Source organism: Allobosea sp. BK604 (assembly GCF_004341515.1).
Lineage (GTDB): Bacteria > Pseudomonadota > Alphaproteobacteria > Rhizobiales > Beijerinckiaceae > Allobosea.
Genome location: NZ_SLZF01000007.1, coordinates 278059 through 296044, shown reverse-complemented (window position 1 = coordinate 296044; position 17986 = coordinate 278059). Strand labels below are relative to the sequence as shown.

Annotated in this window: 18 protein-coding genes; 3 read left to right on the top strand and 15 right to left on the bottom strand. The window is 66.2% G+C overall.

Annotated elements, in window-relative coordinates:
• Nucleotides 1-61: 61 nt before the first annotated feature.
• Together EV560_RS22545 and EV560_RS22540 are read right to left on the bottom strand one after the other, a co-directional pair.
• Nucleotides 62-1273 (bottom strand): ABC transporter substrate-binding protein, encoded by a 1212-nt coding sequence (locus tag EV560_RS22545; protein ID WP_207908092.1) that lies wholly within the window; start codon nt 1271-1273, stop codon nt 62-64.
• Nucleotides 1270-2061 (bottom strand): GntR family transcriptional regulator, encoded by a 792-nt coding sequence (locus EV560_RS22540; RefSeq protein ID WP_248312160.1) that lies wholly within the window; start codon nt 2059-2061, stop codon nt 1270-1272. Before EV560_RS22540 ends, EV560_RS22545 begins: the two co-directional genes overlap by 4 nt.
• A gap of 203 nt (nt 2062-2264) precedes the next feature.
• Between EV560_RS22540 and EV560_RS22535 the strand changes: the two genes are divergently transcribed.
• Both EV560_RS22535 and EV560_RS22530 read left to right on the top strand, forming a co-directional pair.
• Nucleotides 2265-2522, top strand: coding sequence for a hypothetical protein (locus tag EV560_RS22535; protein ID WP_131858063.1), 258 nt, complete (start codon nt 2265-2267; stop codon nt 2520-2522).
• A 240-nt stretch (nt 2523-2762) separates the two neighbouring features.
• Complete coding sequence (locus tag EV560_RS22530; RefSeq protein ID WP_131858062.1) at nt 2763-3536, top strand: ferredoxin--NADP reductase; 774 nt, start codon at nt 2763-2765, stop codon at nt 3534-3536.
• 182 nt (nt 3537-3718) lie between these two features.
• Here the strand turns inward: EV560_RS22530 and EV560_RS22525 are convergent, their stop codons facing one another.
• The 11 genes from EV560_RS22525 to EV560_RS22475 form a co-directional block, all read right to left on the bottom strand.
• The gene (locus EV560_RS22525) at nt 3719-4780 is read right to left on the bottom strand and encodes an ABC transporter substrate-binding protein (RefSeq protein ID WP_131858061.1); all 1062 of its coding nucleotides are present in this window, start codon (nt 4778-4780) and stop codon (nt 3719-3721) included.
• A gap of 11 nt (nt 4781-4791) precedes the next feature.
• A complete protein-coding gene (locus tag EV560_RS22520) occupies nt 4792-5112 on the bottom strand; it encodes a hypothetical protein (RefSeq protein ID WP_131858060.1) in 321 nt (106 codons plus the stop codon).
• Nucleotides 5109-5867, bottom strand: a complete 759-nt coding sequence (locus tag EV560_RS22515) for an ABC transporter ATP-binding protein (RefSeq protein ID WP_131858059.1) — start codon at nt 5865-5867, stop codon at nt 5109-5111. Before EV560_RS22515 ends, EV560_RS22520 begins: the two co-directional genes overlap by 4 nt.
• The gene (locus EV560_RS22510) at nt 5864-6670 is read right to left on the bottom strand and encodes an ABC transporter permease (RefSeq protein ID WP_131858058.1); all 807 of its coding nucleotides are present in this window, start codon (nt 6668-6670) and stop codon (nt 5864-5866) included. Before EV560_RS22510 ends, EV560_RS22515 begins: the two co-directional genes overlap by 4 nt.
• Nucleotides 6670-7413, bottom strand: coding sequence for an ABC transporter permease (locus EV560_RS22505; RefSeq protein WP_248312159.1), 744 nt, complete (start codon nt 7411-7413; stop codon nt 6670-6672). The genes EV560_RS22510 and EV560_RS22505 overlap by 1 nt, the downstream gene beginning before the upstream one ends.
• A 284-nt stretch (nt 7414-7697) precedes the next feature.
• Nucleotides 7698-8915: a M20 family metallopeptidase gene (locus EV560_RS22500; RefSeq protein WP_131858056.1), complete on the bottom strand. Its 1218-nt coding sequence runs from the start codon at nt 8913-8915 to the stop codon at nt 7698-7700.
• 11 nt (nt 8916-8926) lie between these two features.
• Complete coding sequence (locus EV560_RS22495; RefSeq protein WP_131858055.1) at nt 8927-10546, bottom strand: dipeptide ABC transporter ATP-binding protein; 1620 nt, start codon at nt 10544-10546, stop codon at nt 8927-8929.
• 4 nt (nt 10547-10550) lie between these two features.
• Nucleotides 10551-11375 carry an ABC transporter permease gene (locus EV560_RS22490; protein WP_131858054.1) on the bottom strand — a complete coding sequence of 275 codons (825 nt, stop codon included), beginning with the start codon at nt 11373-11375 and terminating at the stop codon, nt 10551-10553.
• Nucleotides 11368-12315 carry an ABC transporter permease gene (locus EV560_RS22485; RefSeq protein WP_131858053.1) on the bottom strand — a complete coding sequence of 316 codons (948 nt, stop codon included), beginning with the start codon at nt 12313-12315 and terminating at the stop codon, nt 11368-11370. Before EV560_RS22485 ends, EV560_RS22490 begins: the two co-directional genes overlap by 8 nt.
• A gap of 21 nt (nt 12316-12336) precedes the next feature.
• Entirely contained in the window at nt 12337-13893 is a 1557-nt protein-coding gene (locus EV560_RS22480; RefSeq protein WP_131858052.1) for an ABC transporter substrate-binding protein, read from the bottom strand.
• Nucleotides 13894-13905: 12 nt separating this feature from the next.
• Entirely contained in the window at nt 13906-15198 is a 1293-nt protein-coding gene (locus EV560_RS22475) for a M20 family metallopeptidase (protein WP_248312158.1), read from the bottom strand.
• 156 nt (nt 15199-15354) lie between these two features.
• On the opposite strand from EV560_RS22475, the gene EV560_RS22470 reads away from it, so the two are divergent.
• Entirely contained in the window at nt 15355-16170 is an 816-nt protein-coding gene (locus tag EV560_RS22470) for a GntR family transcriptional regulator (protein ID WP_131858050.1), read from the top strand.
• 101 nt (nt 16171-16271) lie between these two features.
• On the opposite strand, the gene EV560_RS22465 is transcribed toward EV560_RS22470, so the two are convergent.
• Together EV560_RS22465 and EV560_RS22460 are read right to left on the bottom strand one after the other, a co-directional pair.
• Nucleotides 16272-17018: an acetoacetate decarboxylase gene (locus EV560_RS22465; RefSeq protein ID WP_131858049.1), complete on the bottom strand. Its 747-nt coding sequence runs from the start codon at nt 17016-17018 to the stop codon at nt 16272-16274.
• A 10-nt stretch (nt 17019-17028) separates the two neighbouring features.
• Nucleotides 17029-17811, bottom strand: coding sequence for a 3-hydroxybutyrate dehydrogenase (locus EV560_RS22460; protein ID WP_131858048.1), 783 nt, complete (start codon nt 17809-17811; stop codon nt 17029-17031).
• Between the last annotated feature and the right edge of the window lie 175 nt (nt 17812-17986).

The window sequence follows — 17986 nt, the reverse complement described above, 5'->3', positions numbered from 1 at the left end:
AGAAAGCGGAGGCGGGAGCGCGGGTGCGCTCCCGGGAAGTTGCGAAGGGAAGCAGGTGCGCTCAGGCGACCTTGATGAACTTGAACTGGCCCTTCTCGACAAGCTGGAAGCGGAACTTGCAGTCGATGATGTCGCCGATCTCGTTGAAGTCGCAGGGGCCACTGGAGCCCTCGTAATTGATCTCCTTGCCGGCCGCGATCGCCTTGAGGCCATCGACGGCGGAGTAGACCTTCTCGCCCGAGCCCTGCGAGATCTTGCGCACGGTGTCCTTGAGCGCGGTGCCGTCGGCCTGCTTGGCCTTGGCGATGGCGAGGGAGACCAGGCTGATCCAGTCGGTCGCCTGGGTCTCGTAGGAATCGGGCGCGTCGATCTTCAGCCGCTTGGCGGCGAGGCTGAAGGCCGGCGACTCGATGTCGGCGGAAGGGGCGACGGTGTAGACGCCCTCGCTGACCTCCTGCGGCAGCGCCTCCAGCACCTTGCTGGTGACGGAATAGGATTGCGCGAAGCGCGGGCCGGTGAAGCCGGCGCGGTAGAGGTCGCGCAGGATGACGCTGACATCGGGCGCATAGCCGTTGACATAGATGATGTCCGGCTTGGTCCGCAGCGCCTGATCGACCTCGGAACGATAGGTCGTCTTGTCCTTCTCGTAGATCAGGCTGCCGGCCATGGCGGCGCCGGCCTTCTCCACGGTCTCCTTCAGCTTGGCCTGGGTCGGCGCCGCGAAGGGCGACTGGATCGACATGATGTGGATGCGCTTGCAGCCGAGCCCGAGCATGAACTCGCCATGCTTGGCCGCCTGGAGCGCGTTGTTCGGCTGGGTCCGGATCAGGTAGCCCTGATGCGGCAGCTGGGTGATGGTGTCGGCGCCCGAGACCGTCGTCAGGAAGGTCTTGCTCTCCCAGCAGACCGGCGCGACCGCGGTCGTCACGGCCGAGGCCCAGGTGCCCATGATCACCGGCACGCGGTTGACGTCGATCAGCTTGCGGGCGGCGCGGACGGCCGCTTCCGGATTGGTCTGGTCATCCTCGACGACGAGCTCGATCTTCTTGCCGAGCAGCCCGCCGGCGCTGTTGATCTCCTCGGCCACGGCCTGCATCGCCTTGAGCATGCGCGGCCCGTCGAAGCCACCGGCGCCGGTCAGCGGCGTCAGCACGCCGAGCCGCAGCGGCTCGGACTGCGCCCGCAGGATCGAGGGCATGCCGAGCGTGAGCAGGGCGGCCGAGCCGGCCTTCAGGGCCGAACGGCGGGAAATGGGCCTGGTCAGGATAGTCATCGCATGTTCCCCTTATTGTCGGTTGAACGATGGGCTTGGGCGGCTTGAGCCTCGTCATCGGCCGGAGCCCGCCGACGGCTTCCGAGGAAAGCCTGCAAGGTCCGCTGGACGTTCTCGATATGTGACTTGAGCAGCGTCACCGCGCCGCCGACCTGCCCGGCCTCGCAGAGGTCGACGAGCGTGGCATGCTCGATCTCGGCGCGCTCGCGCCCATCGGTGAGGGCAAGCTGCATGCGGGTCAGCCGGTCGCTTTCCTGCATCAGATTGGTGGAAATCGCGAGCGAGCGAGGGCGTCCCGCCTGGCTGTAGAGCTCGCAATGGAAGGCGGTGTTGAGCTCGCCCCAGCGGCTGGGATTGTTGGAGCGCAGCTCGGCGCTGTATTCGGCCAGGATGGCGCGCAGCCGCGCATAGTTCTGCGGCCTGAGCTTCGGCGCCGACCATTTCAGCAGCCGCGGCTCGAGCAGCAGGCGCAGCTCGAAGACCTCGGTCACATCCTTTTTGGAGATTTCGGAAACGACCGCGCCGCGATGCGGGGCGATCCTGACCAGGCCCTCGGCTTCGAGCTGGAGCAAGGCCTCGCGCAGGGGAATGCGGCTGATGCCGAACTCCTCGGCGAGGGCAGCCTGGCGCAAGGCCAGCCCGGCAGGCAGAACGCCATCGAGAATGCGCTGGCGCAGTTCGGCCGCAGTGGCGCCCGATATGGTCTTGTGCAGCAGGCCCTTGCCGACGCGCTTTCCCTCGCCTGAGAGCATCTCGCTCTTTGCAGGTGTCGGCGCGCCAAAGACCATTCCGGCATCCCCATCTCAGCATTCGTGGGAGATGATTTTATACAATCTGCATTTCCGCCAAGACGCAAGAGCGCTTCGAAACGCATTTTCTTCCGGCAGCCAACGCGCGAATTTTATGCGGCTGGCTAATCGATCGGCCATCATTGCCTCGCCCTACAACTTCAGCGAGATTGCGCGTGATTGCCTAGCGGATGAAGGGTTCGATGGCCGGGATACTCGATACCCTCCAGTTCGTTTTGAACGTCGCCGAAATGGCGCTCGAATTCCGGCAATACCGATATCGCCGGAGATGCGTCGTGGAAGAGGAAGCACGCATCTTGCTGGAGCAGCATGGAACTTCAGCCCATGATGTTGCGCAACAGGTCGCCCGCCTCGCCCGGCAACGCCGCGACCGAAAAAGCAGGGTGTTTTGGCACGCCGTCAGCCGCGAGATCGCGCGGCGCTCCGCCCTTTCCCCTTAGCCTTGCCGGGTCACTCAAGATCCGTCCATCGTCGTCGCATATGCGGCCATGTGTACCACTCATGCCGGTTTGACGAATTAGTCCCTATATTACATAGATAATCCGCTGGACGGCTCCCCCGCCGTCCAGGCAGATGGCCGTGATCGGCCGCCCGGCGCCTTCCCTCCCCGCGCCAGCATCGATCGGACGCGCTCCGGCGCGACGACGAGCTGTTGGCGCGGTACAGATGACGGACCTGCGATGAGCAACCTGAATACCGAGACCGTGCTGGACGTCCACCACTGGACCGACAACCTGTTCAGTTTCAAGACGACGCGCGATCCCGGCTTCCGCTTCCTCAACGGCCAGTTCACGATGATCGGGTTGGAGGTCGAGGGCCGCCCGTTGCTGCGGGCCTACAGCATGGCGAGCTCCAATTACGAGGAGCAGCTCGAGTTCTTCAGCATCAAGGTAGCGCAGGGTCCGCTGACCTCCCGGCTGCAGCACCTCAAGTCCGGCGACCAGATCCTCGTCGGCCGCAAGCCCACCGGCACGCTCGTCCATAACGCGCTCGAGCCCGGCGAGACGCTCTACCTGCTCGGCACCGGCACCGGGCTCGCTCCGTTCCTGAGCGTGATCAAGGACCCGGAGACCTATGAGCGCTTCAGCAAGGTCGTGCTCGTGCATGGCTGCCGCTTCAAGGCGGAGCTGGCCTATCAGGAGCTGATCACCGAGGTCCTGCCGCAGGACGAGTTCATCGGCGAACTGGTCGCGAACCAGCTGATCTACTACCCGCTGGTGACGCGCGAGGAATTCCGCAATCGCGGCCGCATCACCCACGCCTTCGAGACCGGGCAATTGCCCGATGATATCGGCCTGCCGGCGATCGATCTCAGCCGCGACCGCTTCATGCTCTGCGGCAGCCCGGCCATGCTGGCGGACATGACGACCTGGCTGAAGGGGCATGAATTCCGCGAGGGCAGCAACGCGCAGCCCGGCCATTTCGTCATCGAGAAGGCCTTCGTCGAGCGCTGAGCCAACTGGGAAGCGTCGTCATGCTCGGCCTTGTGCCGAGCATCCACGCCTTGAACACCGCCTTCGACAAAGGACGACGTGGATGGTCGGGACAGGCCCGACCATGACGGATGAGCTGTCCCCGCAAACGAAAACAGCGGCCTGGAGACCGGCCGCTGTCGTGTTCTCGAGGAGCTGAACGCTTAGGGCTTGAAGGTGAAGCCGGGGCCAATCGCGACATCCGCCGGGATCGGCGGCAGGTCGCTGAACAGCGCGGGATTGTCGGCCATCACCTTCAGGATGTACTTCGGCTCGAAGTGCTTGTTGACGTCAAAGGTCTCCTTGACGAAGCCGAGGCGGTTCAGCCGGTCGGTCGCGGCCCAGAGGGCGCGGTAGTTATTGGCCGAGAGGCGGCGGTCGGCCTGCTGGATGTTGAACTCCATCGAGGCCTCGGCAACATCCTGCTTCAGGCCCGGAATCCAGCGGGTCGCGACCTGCGCGGCGCGCTTGGGTTCCTTGCGCATCCACTGATCGGCCTCGGAGAGCGCCGCGAGGAACTTCTCGACGGTCGGGCCGTTGGCCGCCACCCAGGAGCGCATCCCGACATTGTAGCCGACATAGGCGATGACGCCGCCGCCGCGCACGACCTCGACGGCACCGGCAACATCCTTCAGCGCGACGATCGGCCAGGGGTCCCAGCCGACGAAGGCGTCGATGCCCTTGGCCAGCAACGCGACCGTCATGTCCGGCGGCGGGGTGTTGACCAGGGTGACGTCGGCCGGGGTCAGGCCGCCCTTCTCGAGCAGGGCGAGGATGTAGAGATGGTTGATCGTGCCGAAGGAGGCGGCGATCTTCTTGCCCTTGAGGCTGGCAAGGTCGCCCTTGGCGATGCCCGAGCCGGCACCGGCGATCAGCGCCATGGTGGCGTCGGCGCCGCGGGTCGTGGCATTGCCCGAGTAATTGGCGAGCGCGACGAGATCCATGCCGCGCAGCACGGCGCCGATCATCGGCACGCCGACCTGGACGATGTTGCTCTCGCCGGCCTGCAGCGCGTTCAGCGCATCGACGCCGGTGGCGTAGGGCCGGGCGATGTCGACATCCAGGCCCCATTTCTCGAAGAAGCCACGCTCGAGCGCGATCGGCAGGCCGAGCTGGTCGATCGCCGTGACCATGCCGGCCTTCATCTTCACCAGATTCTGCGCCCGCGCGATGTGCGGGGTGGCAAGCACCGCGCCCGCCGCCAGTATTGTCCTACGTGTCAGCATTCCCATCCTCCCTACTGCAAAGGTTCGATGCGTTGGACCCAATAGTACCGGGCGATTGCGCCGAGCTGGTCCTTGTCGATATTGCGCAGCTCGACAGTATTCCCGTCCGTTCCGGAGACGCGGCCATAGCGCTGGAAGATCAGCACGTGGAAGCGCTCGGGCGAGAACGGCAAGGTGATCAGCGCGCTGACGCGCTGACGATCCGGAAAGCCTGCGGCGATCTTGGCGGGCGCTACCGCGAAGAGCCAGGCCTGCCAGGCGAGCCAGGCGGCGATACAGGCGAGCAGGATCAGACCGCGCCGATTGCCGAGCGCGGCGCGCAGCACGCTCATGCCGACCTCACCAGCGCGAGCACCTTGTTGGAGAGGTCCTTGAACTCCTCGTCCTCGACCAGCTTGTCCCAGACGCGCGGACGAGCGATCGGCACCGGCACGTCGGCAAGGACACGGCCCTTGGAGAGCACGACGACGCGGTTCGCCAGGAACACCGCCTCGGGCACGTCGTGGGTTATGAAGAGCACGGTCGGCCGGCGCTCCTCCCAGATGCGGCTGAGCTCGTCCTGCAAGGTCATGCGCGTCTGCGCGTCGACGCTGGCGAAGGGCTCGTCCATCAGCAGGATGTCGGGCTTGTTGGCGAGCGCGCGGACGACGCCGACGCGCTGCTGCATGCCGCCCGAAAGCTCGTTTGGATAGCGGTTCTCGGCATGCGAGAGGCCGGCCATGGCGAGGTATTCGCGGGCGATCTCGTCGCGCTCGGCCTTGGGCACTCCGCGCATCTTCGGGCCGAAGCCGACATTGTCGAGCACCGTCTTCCACGGGAAGAGCGCGAAGGACTGGAAGACGACGCCGCGGTCCGGGCCGGGCCCCTTGACCGGCTGGCCGCCGACCAGGATGTCGCCGCCGGAATGCGGGATGAAGCCGGCGACCATGTTGAGGATGGTCGACTTGCCGCAACCGGAGGGGCCGACGACCGAGACGAAATCGCCGGCGGGAATGTCGAGCGAGATGTCGTGCAGCGCCGTGTGATGGCTGCCCGCATAGGGGTCGAAATAGGTCTTCGAGAGGTTCTTGAGGCTCAGCGTCTTCACTGTGTCACCAGTCCCCAACGCCGGCCGGTCGCGCGCTCGATCGGCGCGAGCACCCAGGCGTCGACAATGTACCAGAGGATGCCGAGCACGATCATGCCCAGCACGATTTCAGTCACGGAGCCGGCGCGGCGGGCATCGAACATCATGAAGCCGATGCCGCTGGTGCCGACGATCATCTCGGCCGCGATCAGGGCGCGCCAGCCATAGCCCAGCCCGTTGCGCAGCCCGGTGATGATGTTGGGCAGCGCGCCGGGGATCACGACCTCGGTCAGGATGCGCCAGGGCGGGGCGCCGAGGCTCTGCGCCGCGCGGTAGAGGTCGACTTTGACCGAGCGCACGCCGAGCACGGTGTTGAAGATCACCGGGAAGACCACGGTATAGACGATGACGAAGGCCATCGTGGTCAGGCCGAAGCCGAACCAGATGATCAGGATCGGCAGCCAGGCGATGTCGCCGATGGCCTGGAAGAACAGCACGACTGGCCAGAGCGCGGCATAGGCGCGCTTGCTCAGGCCGATCAGCAGGCCGAGCGGGATGCCGATCGCCATGCCGACAGCGGCGCCGGCCGCGAGCCGCGCGACGCTGTCGCCGAGATATTCGGGCAGGATGCCCTTGTACATCAGCATCTGGAAGTTGCGGATGACATCCATCGGCGCGGGGAAGAAGGCCGGCGGGAACGGCCCCCAGGTCGCCACGGCCTGCCAGAGCAGCACGACCGGCACGAAGGGCGCCAGCGTCGAGAGCAACGGAAACAGTTTCGAGGCGCGGACCCAGAAGGACCAGAGCGGGAGAAGCGGGTTCATCAGCGCACCAGGCCCCAGCGTTCGATGGTCGCGCGCTCGAGCGGGACGAGGACGAGCCGGTCGATCAGCAGCCAGAGCACGCCGATCACGATCATGCCGAAGACGATGACTTCGGTCTGGTAGAAGTCGCGGGCGACGAAGAGCATGTAGCCGAGGCCGACATTGGTCGCGATCATCTCGGCCGCGATCAGCCCGCGCCAGGCGAAGCCGAGCCCGGTGCGAACGCCGGTGACGATGTTCGGCAGCGCGCCGGGCAGCAGCACCTCGGTGAAGACCGACCAGCGTCCGGCGCCGAGCGAATAGGCCGCGTTGCGCAGGGACATCGGAATGGTCGAGACGCCGAGCAGCGTGTTGTAGACGACGATGAAGAACACGCCGTTGAAGATGACGAAGATGATGGCGCCGAAGCCGTAGCCGAACCAGAGCGTCGCCAGCGGGATCCAGGCGATGCCGGCGAGCACCGAGAAGAAGCGCAGGAGCGGCGTCAGGAAGTCGGAGACGCCCTTGCTGATGCCCATCAGGATGCCGAGCGGCACCGCGACGATGACGGCGAGCACCGTGCCGAGGATGACACGGCCCATGCTCGCACCGACATGCATCAACAGCGTGCCGTTGAGGATGCTCTCGATTCCGGCCTTAACGACGGCGGGAACGCTCGGGAAGATCTGCGGATTGACCTGGAAAACGGGTATGACGATCGCCCAGACGGCGACCAGGAAGGCCAGTGGAGCGATGAACTTCATCGTCTCCAGAAGATGACTGCCGCGCCCCATCGAACTCCCCGCTGGGATCGCCCGGCATGGGCGATCCTTCCACCCGATCCCCGGTCGGGTCAGGCGGATTCCGTCATGCGCGTCTCTTCGAAACAACCCGGTCGAGCGGGCCTGCGGACGTTACGTCGGGGCAACGACTATAGGCCTAGGACTGCTGCGGCAAGGGTGGATCAGCGCCTGCGGGGCTTCTACTTTGGCAGTGATATTTTTCCGTTAATCGCGTGCCGGTTGTGGCCACGGCCACTTCAGCCGGCTCAGGCCGGCTCGCAGATATCCAGTATGCAGAGGATGTAGATACGGATCATGTCGAGATAATCAGCGATGTCGACGCGTTCGTCGGGCATGGTGTTGTAGCGCCCGCCCGGCCCGCAGACGATGCCTTCCATGCCGAGCTCCGCGTAGAAATGCCCTGCATCGGTGCCGAAGAAGCAGGGCGGCGCGATCGCGCCCGTCGGCTGCGGCGTGCCGCGCACTGTCTCATAGGCGGCGTTGATCGTCCTGACGATGCGGGCGCCGCGAGCAACCTCGAAGGCCGGCATCGAGCGATGGCCCTCCTGCTTCTCGATGCGGATCGTCGCCTTGAGACCGGGGAAGCGCGCCTCGAGCGCATCAAGCTCGCGGCGCATGTCGGCGACGGCGCCGGCCTGGTCCTGGCCCGGCGCATAGCGGCCCGAGCCCTTGATCCTGGCGAAATCGGCGACCTGCGGCGCGCGCCACTCGTGCAGCTCCTTGCCCAGCGCGCCATGGACGACGCCGACATGGACGCGATTGATCGATTCATGCTCGGCGCTCAGCGCGCCCGAGAATTTCATGGCGTTGAGGCGCGGGATCAGGTCGGTCGCGGCCATGATGGCGTCGACCGCCTGCTCGCGCTTCGAGAGATGGCGGGTATTGCCGGTGAGCTCGATGACATAGGTGAAGGCGCAGGCATGCATGGTGATGGCCTGCAGGTCGGTCGGCTCGGAATTGATGAAGTAATCCGCGGTCACGCCGTTCTGGATCGCGGCGACCGTGCCGACGCCGCCCTGCAGCTCGCCGACGACATAGGTCAGCACGACATCGCCCTTCAGCTTCACGCCAGCATCGATCAACGTCTTGACCGCGCAGAAATAGGCGGCGTCGCCCGCCTTCATGTTGGAGACGCCGATGCCGTAGATGAACTTGTCGTCGACCAGCCCGCCCCAGGGATCGACGGTCCAGCCCTCGGTCGCCGGATTGGTGTCGAGATGACCGTTGAAGAGCAGGCTCTTGCCGCCACCCGTGCCCTTCCAGCGGCCGATGGCGTTGACGCGCTCGCCGACCACCGGCTGCAATTCGGAATCGAGCCCGAGCGCTTTCATCTGCTTGTCCATGAAGGCGGCCAGCACGCGCTCACCCTCGGTCTCCGAATAGCTCTTGTGACGGGCCATCTGGCTGAGGAAGTCGAGGGCGGCCTTCTCATCGAGGCGGGCCAGAAGCTGGGCGCGATCCATCGTCATGTCCTTCAAGCGCTGGGAGAGGCCGGGGCGGGAACCGCGTCGAGGAGCGAGCGGGTATAGGCATGGCTCGCGCCGGCCGGGAGGGCGGCGACATCGACCAGCTCGACGAGGTCGCCGCGATACATCACCGCGATCCGGTGCGCGATCTGGCGCACGAGGTTGAGATCGTGGGTGATGAAGAGATAGGCCGTGCCGTGCCGGCGCTGCAGATCGACCAGCAGCTCGATCACCGAGGCCTGCACGGACACGTCGAGCGCGGAGGTGATCTCGTCGCAGATCACGAGCCTGGGCTGCGAGGCGAAGGCGCGGGCGATGGCGACGCGCTGCTTCTCGCCGCCGGAGAGCTGGTGCGGATAGCGCTCGGCGTAGCTGCGCGGCAGGCGGACCTGCTCGAGCAGATCGCCGATCGCCTCTGCGCCCCGCCCCTGCCCCGGCTTGCCGTAGAGCGCCAGTGGGCGCGACAGGATCTCGCGGATGCGCTGGCGCGGATTGAGCGATGAATCCGGATGCTGGAAGATGATCTGGACATCGCGGCGATAGGCCCGGTCCATATCACCGATACCGGCGATCGGCCGTCCATCGAAGCGCAAGCCACCCTCGAACGGGTTCAGCCCCGTCAACGCCTTGGCGAGCGTCGACTTGCCCGAGCCGGATTCGCCGACGATGCCGAGGATCTCGCCGGGCTGGACGGCGAGGCTGACCTCGCGATTGCCGGTGAAGCGGGTGCCTTCGCGCCCGAGGAGCTTGGCGAGGAAGGGCTTGCGGCCATAATGGACACTGAGCTTCTCGACCTCGACCAGCGGCTTCGCCGCCGGGTCGGGCGTGGTCTCGACAAGGCGATGGTCGGGACGCGGCACGGCAGCGAGGAGCTTCTGCGTATAGGCGTCGCTCGGCGCGGCGAAGACCTGCGCCACCGCGCCTTGCTCGACGATCCGGCCGCGATGGATCACCGCGACCCTTGTCGCGACGCGCGAGACCAGCGCGAGATCGTGCGAGATATAGAGCGAGGCGACGCCGGTCTCGGCCTGGAGCTCGGCGAAGAGGTCGAGGATCTGGCAGGCCGTAATGACGTCGAGCGCCGTCGTCGGCTCGTCGAAGATGATGCATTCCGGCTGGCAGGCGAAGGCGGTGGCGATGACGACGCGCTGCTTCTCGCCGCCCGAGGCCTCGTGCGGATAGCGCCGCATCATCTGCGCCGGGAGTTTCAGGCCGACCCTGGCGAGCATGGCCTCGCCCTCGGCCCAGGCCTGTTTCCGGCTCAGCCCGCGATGGCGCTCGAGCACCTCGGCGAGTTGTTCGCCGAGCGGCAGGGTCGGGTTCAGCGAGGTGCTCGGATCCTGGAAGACCATGCCGATGCGGCGGCCGCGAATGGCGCCGATCTCGGCCGGGCTCGCCGCGATCAGGTCCTTGTCGCGGAGCCTGATGCCGCCCGCCTCGCGCGCGCTCTGCGGCAGGTAGCGCATGATCGCCCAGGCGAGCGAGGTCTTGCCCGAACCGGACTCGCCGACGAGCCCGAGCACCTCGCCCCCGCCGATGCTGAGTGTCACGGCGTCGAGTGCGCGGGTGAAGCCGGTCGGCGTCGCGTAGTCGAGGTTATAGCCGGCGATGTCTAGGATCGTCGCCATGGCCTCAGGTCCGCGGGTTCAGCACGTCGCGCAGCCCATCGCCGAGCAAGTTGAAGCCGATGGCGACGAGGGCGACCGCGAGGCTCGGCCACAGGATCATCCAGGGGCTGAGATGCATGAAGCGGCGGGCTTCCGCGACCATCAGCCCCCATTCCGAGGCCGGAGGTTGGGCGCCGAGGCCGAGGAAGCTCAGCGTCGCGAACAGCATCACGGCAAAAGCAACGCGGATCGTCATCTCGACGATGATCGGCGCCACGACATTGGGCAGCATCTCGCGCCAGACGATGAAGCCGGCGCTCTCGCCGCGGGCGATGGCGGCGTTGACATAGTCCTGCTTGCGCACGGCGAGCGCGACCGAACGCGTCACCCGCGCCATGCCGGGCGTGAAGGCGATGGCAATTGCAAGGACGGCGTTGAGGCTGCTCTTGCCGAGCAGATTGACGATCAGCAGCGCCATCAGGAGGCTCGGGATCGACATCACCGCGTCGATGGTGCGCATGATCGCCTCGTCGGCCCGCCCGCCGAGATAGGCCGAGACGGTTCCGATCATGGCGCCGGCGAGTGTGCCGAGCCCGGTCGCGATCAGGGCGAGCACGACGGTGGCGCGAGCGCCATTCAGAAGCCGGCTGAGGATGTCGCGGCCATATTGGTCGGTGCCGAGCCAGAACTGCGCGCTCGGCGGTTTGTAGCGCTGCAATGGCGCCATCGTATCCGGGTTGTACGGCGCCAGCGCCGGCCCGAGGATCACGACGAGCAGGATCAGTCCGACGATGAGGAGGCCGAGCGCGCCCTGCGGCGAGCGCAGCATCCGGCGGAAGGTCTCAGTCATACTGGATCCTCCGGTCGAGCCAGGCATAGGCGATGTCGGCGAGGAAATTGGCGATGGCGTAGGTCGTCGCCATGATCAGCGCGCCGGCCTGGACCGAAGGCAGGTCGCGGCTCTGGATCGCGACGATGAGCTGGCGGCCAATCCCCGGCAGCGCGAAAATCTCCTCGACGACGATGACGCCGCCGAGCAGGTAGCCGATATCGAGCGCGACGATGGTGATGGTCGGCAGGAGCGCGTTGCGCAGCCCGTGCTTGAACAACACGGTGCGGTTCGAGAGCCCCTTCAGCCGGGCGGCGCGGATATAGTCGGTGTGCAGCACGTCGACGAGCTCCGAACGCACCATGCGCGAGACATGGGCGATCAGGATCAGCGAGACGGTCAGCACCGGCAGGACGAGATGGAGCAAGCCGCGGCCGAAATTCTCGGTCAGCGGCACATAGCCGGTCGCCGGCAGCCATTGCAGCCAGTCGGCCAGAACGAGCACGAGCAAGGTCGCGGTGACGAATTCCGGCAAGGAGACGCCGATATAGGAGATCACGCCGACCACTAGATCAGCGATGCGGCCGCGCCGGATCGCGGCGACGATCCCGAGCGGCAGCGCCAGGGCCAGCATCAGCAGGATCGAGAACAGGGCGAGCAGCAGCGAGCGGCCGAGCGCCTCGAACAGCGCCGGCCCGACCGGCTGGCCGGTGCGCATCGAGGTGCCGAAATCGCCCTGCACCACGCCGCCGAGCCAGTGCAGATATTGCTGCCAGAGCGGCGCGTCCAAGCCGAGCCGCTCGCGCACGGCGGCGAGCGCCTCCTGGGTCGCGTTCTCGCCGAGCAGCATCACCGCCGCGTCGGCGGGCAGGATCTGCGTGATCGCAAAGACGATCAGCGACACCACGAACAGGGTGTAGCAGATCAGCGCGATGCGCTTGAGAACATAGGCCGGTGACACGCCTGCCGCCCTGCCCTCGGCTCAGCCGCGCTTCGGCGCGCCGGCGCCGAGCGAGACGTAGTCGAGCCGGAAGACGGCGCCGCGCGGATGCAGCTTGTAGCCCTCGACCCAGTCGCGCTGGGCGGCGAGCAGATCGAAGAAGGCCGGGATGATCGAGGGCACCTCCTCGTGCATCAGCTTCTGCGCCTGGGCATAGAGATCGCGGCGCCTGGCCTCGTCGACGGTGGCACGCGCCTCGTTGACCAGCTTGTCGAAACCCGCGTTGTTCCAGCGCGTTTCGTTCCAGGCGGCGTTCGAGGTGTAGAGCAGCGCGAAAATGGCGTCGGCCGTGGGCTGCATATTGTAGAAGCCGACATAGAAGGAGCCCTTCTTCCAGACCTGGTCGAGATAGGTCGCGTGCGGCATGGTCTGGACGTTGATGGTGAAGCCCGCGGGCTTGGCCATCTCACGCAGCGCGACGGCGAGCTGCGTGCGCAGCGGCGGCCGGTCGGAGGCGATCAGCGTCACCTCGAGCCCGTTGGGATAGCCGGCATCGGCCAGGAGCTTCTTGGCCTTGGCGAGATCGGGCGCCTTGCGCGGCAGATCGGCGAAGAAGCGATAGGCGCTGTTCAGCGGTACGTCGTTGCCGACCGTGCCGAGCCCCTCGGTGACGAAATCGACCATGGCGTTGCGGTCGACGGTCAGCGCCAGCGCCTGGCGGACACGGACATCGTTGAACGGCTTCTGGTCGCAGCCGAAATTGACGTTGCAGAACTGGCCGGAGGCGACACGCAAGCCCTTCACGCCCGAGGCCTTGCTGATCCGTGCGAACTCGGTCGGCGGCACGGTCGAGATCAGGTCGGTATCGCCCGCGATCAGGGCCGAGCCCTCGGCGGTGCTGTCCGGGTAGACCACGACGACGACACGGTCGAGATAGGGCCGCGCCTTGTCGTAATAGGCGTCGTTGCGGGTGACGACGATCTGGCGCTCGGGCTCGAAGGAAACGAGCTTGAACGGGCCGGTACCAACAGCCTCGCGGTCGAGCTTCTCGAGGCCGGACTTGAGCACTGCGGCCGGGACGATCTTGGCGTTGGTGTAGGCCAGCGTCACAGGCAGGTCGGCGAACGGCGCCGACAGGGTGAAGACGACCGTGCTGTCATCCTTGGCGGCGATCTTGGCGATCGGCCCGACATTCTGGCGCGCCGGCGAGGCGGTCTTGGCGTCGAGGATCGCCTCGAAACTCGCGACCACATCGGCCGCCGTGCAGGGGCTGCCATCATGGAAGGTCACGCCCTTGCGCAGGTTGAAGGTCCATTCCAGCAGGTCGGCGGAATTGGTCCAGGATTCGGCGAGGTCGGGCTCGGCGCTCATGTCGAGCGCGAGCCGGGTCAGGCCGGAATAGAGCAGCTCGGCGACGAGATATTCGGGATTCACCCGGGTCAGCAGCGGGTTCAGCTTGGAGACGGCCTGGTCGACGCTGACGCGCAAGGTGCCACCACGGCGTGGCGCCGTCTGCGCGCCGACGTCGAGGCCGGAGATGGCGAGGCCGCCTAGGGCGGCGGAGGCGGCCAGGAAACTGCGACGATCGACGGTCGGCATGGGGCGCTCCTTTCAGCTGTGGCTTCGTTCAGGGATCAGTTCAGGCGCGAAATCGGCGGCTAGATAGGCAAGGACGCTACGCGCGAGCGCGACGAGATCGGACACCGTGGTGTGCTCGCCGGGCGCGTGGATGTTGCGGTTGGGCCGGCCCAGGCCGCCGAGCAGGATTTCGCGCATGCCGGTGCGCTGAACATAGCCGAAATCGGAACAGCTCGCCGCGCCCCATTTGCGGAACTGGTCTGCCGCATAGCCGAAGCCCTGCCCCATGGCGCGCTGCCAGCGCGGCCAATGCGGCCCAGCCGGATCATCGGTCGGGATCAAATGACCGATCAGCCGGGTCTCGATGCCAAGGCCGGGCATCTGCGCAGCCGCCGCATCGATCACCGCCTGGATTTCGGCAAGCGCGTCCTCGAAGCGCTCTTCAGGCGCGTAGCGCCGGTTGAGCGTGATCTCGAACAGGGAGGGCACTTGCCCGCCGGCGGTTCCGCCATGGGCGGTGACGATGCTGAGCTGGCCTCTGAGCGGCCCGGCCGCATGAGGCGGAGGTGGCAGGGCCGAGACCCGCTCGGCGATGCGCGGCTTGAGCTCGGCCAGCGCCTGCAGCAGCGGAAGAGCCGCCTCGATGGCGTTGAGGCCGGCGCCGCTGCGATTGCCCTCGCCGGCATGGACGGCCTCTCCCCGCACGCTGACCAGCAGGTTGAACAGGCCGAAGCAGCCGGCCCAGATCCGCGCCTCGGCACTGCCGTTGAAATTGAGGATATGGCCTTCGAGCCTGCCCTGCTCGGCGAGATAGCGGATGCCGGGATAGAGCCCGCCCTCCTCGTCCGTGCAGAAGAGCAGCATCGGATCATAGGCCAGCGCGACGCCATGCTCGCGCGCCGCCTGCAGAGCCAGCAGCACCGCGGCGATGCTGCCTTTCATGTCGGCCGCGCCGAGGCCGACCAGCTTGTCGCCATCGCGGATCAGGCTGAACGGATCCGAGGACCAGCCCGGGGCGGCCGGCACGGTATCGACATGGAAATAGAGGCCGCAGACCGGCTTGCCGCTGGGTCGCGTCGCAATGAGGTTGGTGCGCCGGCCTGACGCCGGGCCGCCCGGCACATGCCAGAGCGCGTCGGGCACCACGACCCGCTCGGAGACGAAGCCAAGCGGCGCGCTCAGCTCCTGCATCAGCTCGGCGAAGGCATCGTAGCCCTGCCCCGGCGGAAAGGTCGTGTCGACGGCGATCATCCGGCCGAGATCGGCAATCGCGCCATCAGAGATCTCGCCGATCGCAGCCAGCGCCGCATCGAGCGGCGCGGTCATCGGCGCTGGGCCCGGCAGAGCCATCGCTCAGCTGGCCAAGGCCGTGATTGTGGCTGGCAGCCACAATCTGCGAGGCACAGACGAGGATGAGAACGACAACGCCATTGCGGCGACAACCCACTTTCATATAAACTATATAGAAATAGGAAGCAGCGCATGCCGGCTGTCAATGCCAAAAAAAAGTCGAGCCCTGCCTCGGAGGCGGGCAGCCCGCTCGGCATTCCGAGCGGCGCGATCCCGAACCTGACGGCGACCGAGGCGCTTCCGCTTTACGAAAAGGCCAAGCGGCACATGTCCGAGGCCATCCTGATGGGCGAGTGGCCGCCCGGCACGGTGCTGCCGAACGAGACGGCGCTTGCGCAAATGTTCGGCATCGCCGTCGGCACGGTGCGCCGGGCGATGAGCGATCTCGTGGCGGAGGGGCTGCTCTCGCGGCGGCGCAAGACCGGCACGGTGGTGACGGGACGCAGCCCGCATCACAGCATGCGCATCTTCTTCCAGTATTTCCGACTGCACCGGGCCGACGGCACCCTGGTGCGCTCACGTGCCGAGGTCTTGAGCGTCGGCCTCCTCAAGGCGAGCGAGCGCGAGAGCGAGCAGTTGCAGATCGCGCCCGGGGCCGAGGTCGTGAAGATCCACCGCATCCGCCATGTCGACGACAGGCCGGTCATGCATGACAGACTCGTGCTCGCGGCCGAGCGCGTGCCTGGGCTGCCGCACGAGCCGGCAGAACTGCCGGAGCTGCTCTATATCCATCTGCTGGAGCGCTACGGCATCCGGATCTCGGCAGTGCGTGAGCAGCTCACAGCCGATTTCGCCGATGCGGAGGATGCGCGGCTGCTGAACCTGAGCTTGCCGGCGCCTATGCTGACGATCGAGGAGATCGCCTATGACCAGGCCGGCGCTCCGACGATCCTCGGCTGGCATCGGGCCAGCACGGAGCACCATCGCTACATCAATGAAGTGCGCTGAGGGATCGGGAGCGTCGCCTTAAGTCTCAACCCTGTCCCGAGGAGCGGGCGAGGCCCGCGTCTCAGGATCAGGGTTGAGTCAGTCCCAATGGCTGAAAGGCCTCAGCCCTTCATGTAGTCGTGGATCTTGCGGCCGAAGGGCAGCGTCAGGTCGGCGATGAAGTGATGCGCGCCGATGACCTTGCGCACCGGCAGGTCGGCGACGGGCGCGTTGACATGTGGGATGAGATGGAGCCGGCCGGGGCCGATCCAGGAGCCCTTCACCGTGATGTCGGTCAGGTTGAGCGCGACGAGCTGGCAGATCTCCGGCTCGCCATCGACGCCCGGGATGATCTTCAGGTTGACCTGGGTCTTGGTCAGGATCGCAGTCGTCCTGACGCCGTTGCCGGCGAGGCTCTCGTGCTTGTAGCCCATCGAGCCCATGGCGACCTGCTGGCCGGCATATTCGAGCGTGCCCGTGAGCGTATCCTTGACCAGCTCGAGCTTGGGATGGGCGTATTTCTTCGGGAAGCCCCAGATTTCGCGACCGGCCGAGATCGGCGGCTCGACATCGAGATACATTTGCGAGACGAAATTGACCTCCTCGTCCCCGAACTTGCAGGGGATGACGATGCCGGTCTCGGTGTAGTTCCCGAAACCGGAGGAATCCGGCATCTTGATCCACTCGTAATGGACGACCGGCGTATCGATCGGCTCCAGCGGCTCGGGCAGATGGTGACGGATCAGCTCGGGATCGGTCTCGTAGCTGATGATCATGTATTCGCGGTCGATGAAGCGATACGGGCCGGCCGGGTAGCTCGGGCCGGCGAGCGGCATCGAAGGCAGGTCGAGGATCTGCTGGCGGTTCATCGTCAGATCCTCAATGCGCGGTCCAGCCGCCGTCGATCGGCAGGATGACGCCGGTGATCGACTTGGCCGAGTCGGAGGCGAGGAAGACGGCGAGATCGGCCACTTCCTCGCTGGTGACGAATTGCTTGGTCGGCTGGGCGTCGAGCAGCACGTCGTTGATGACCTGCTCGCGGGTCAGGCCGCGCGCCGCCATCGTGTCCGGGATCTGCTTCTCGACCAGGGGGGTCCAGACATAGCCGGGGCAGATCGCGTTGACGGTGACGCCGAACGTGGCGGCTTCGAGCGCGACCGTCTTGGTCAGGCCGGCAATGCCGTGCTTGGCGGCGACATAGGCGCTCTTGAAGGGCGAGGCGACCAGCGCGTGGGCCGAGGCCGTGTTGATGATGCGGCCCCATTTCCGCTGCTTCATGCCGGGCAGCGCGGCGCGAATGGCGTGGAAGGCGGCGGAGAGGTTGATCGCGATGATCGCGTCCCATTTCTCGATCGGGAATTCCTCGATCGGCGAGACGAACTGGATGCCGGCATTGTTGACGAGCACGTCGACCGAGCCGAATTCGGCTTCGGCCTCGGCGATCATCGCCGCGATCGCGCCGCCATGGGCCATGTCGGCGGCGGAATAGCGCGCCTTGACGCCGAACTCACTCTCGATGCCGGCACGTTCCTTCTCGATATCCTCAGGCGCGCCGAAGCCGTTGATGACGATATTGGCGCCCTGCGCGGCGTAGGCGCGGGCGATGGCGAGCCCTATCCCCGAAGTCGAGCCCGTGACGACGGCCGTCTTGCCCTTAAGCATCCTGCTCTCCTCCGAGTTGCGCGGCGAACACTTGTGTGCGGCGCAAAAACCATGCCTTCTGGCGTGGAAGAGCAAGCTGACGCAGCGATGAAGCTTGTCTGACGGAAAGATGACAACCGCTGCGCCAATTGCCCGCGTCACATGGCTGTCACCTCGCAGTCCTCTCCAATTGTCT

Bases quoted from the DNA above. Each gene is read 5' to 3' on its own strand.
- EV560_RS22480 (WP_131858052.1), bottom strand. From the start codon at position 13,893: ATGCCGACCGTCGATCGTCGCAGTTTCCTGGCCGCCTCCGCCGCCCTA.
- EV560_RS22510 (WP_131858058.1), bottom strand. From the start codon at position 6,670: ATGAACCCGCTTCTCCCGCTCTGGTCCTTCTGGGTCCGCGCCTCGAAA.
- EV560_RS22470 (WP_131858050.1), top strand. From the start codon at position 15,355: ATGCCGGCTGTCAATGCCAAAAAAAAGTCGAGCCCTGCCTCGGAGGCG.
- EV560_RS22520 (WP_131858060.1), bottom strand. From the start codon at position 5,112: ATGAGCGTGCTGCGCGCCGCGCTCGGCAATCGGCGCGGTCTGATCCTG.
- EV560_RS22535 (WP_131858063.1), top strand. From the start codon at position 2,265: ATGGCCGGGATACTCGATACCCTCCAGTTCGTTTTGAACGTCGCCGAA.
- EV560_RS22525 (WP_131858061.1), bottom strand. From the start codon at position 4,780: ATGCTGACACGTAGGACAATACTGGCGGCGGGCGCGGTGCTTGCCACC.
- EV560_RS22530 (WP_131858062.1), top strand. From the start codon at position 2,763: ATGAGCAACCTGAATACCGAGACCGTGCTGGACGTCCACCACTGGACC.
- EV560_RS22495 (WP_131858055.1), bottom strand. From the start codon at position 10,546: ATGGCGACGATCCTAGACATCGCCGGCTATAACCTCGACTACGCGACG.
- EV560_RS22465 (WP_131858049.1), bottom strand. From the start codon at position 17,018: ATGAACCGCCAGCAGATCCTCGACCTGCCTTCGATGCCGCTCGCCGGC.
- EV560_RS22500 (WP_131858056.1), bottom strand. From the start codon at position 8,915: ATGGATCGCGCCCAGCTTCTGGCCCGCCTCGATGAGAAGGCCGCCCTC.
- EV560_RS22505 (WP_248312159.1), bottom strand. From the start codon at position 7,413: ATGAAGTTCATCGCTCCACTGGCCTTCCTGGTCGCCGTCTGGGCGATC.
- EV560_RS22545 (WP_207908092.1), bottom strand. From the start codon at position 1,273: ATGACTATCCTGACCAGGCCCATTTCCCGCCGTTCGGCCCTGAAGGCC.
- EV560_RS22475 (WP_248312158.1), bottom strand. From the start codon at position 15,198: ATGACCGCGCCGCTCGATGCGGCGCTGGCTGCGATCGGCGAGATCTCT.
- EV560_RS22540 (WP_248312160.1), bottom strand. From the start codon at position 2,061: ATGGTCTTTGGCGCGCCGACACCTGCAAAGAGCGAGATGCTCTCAGGC.
- EV560_RS22490 (WP_131858054.1), bottom strand. From the start codon at position 11,375: ATGACTGAGACCTTCCGCCGGATGCTGCGCTCGCCGCAGGGCGCGCTC.
- EV560_RS22460 (WP_131858048.1), bottom strand. From the start codon at position 17,811: ATGCTTAAGGGCAAGACGGCCGTCGTCACGGGCTCGACTTCGGGGATA.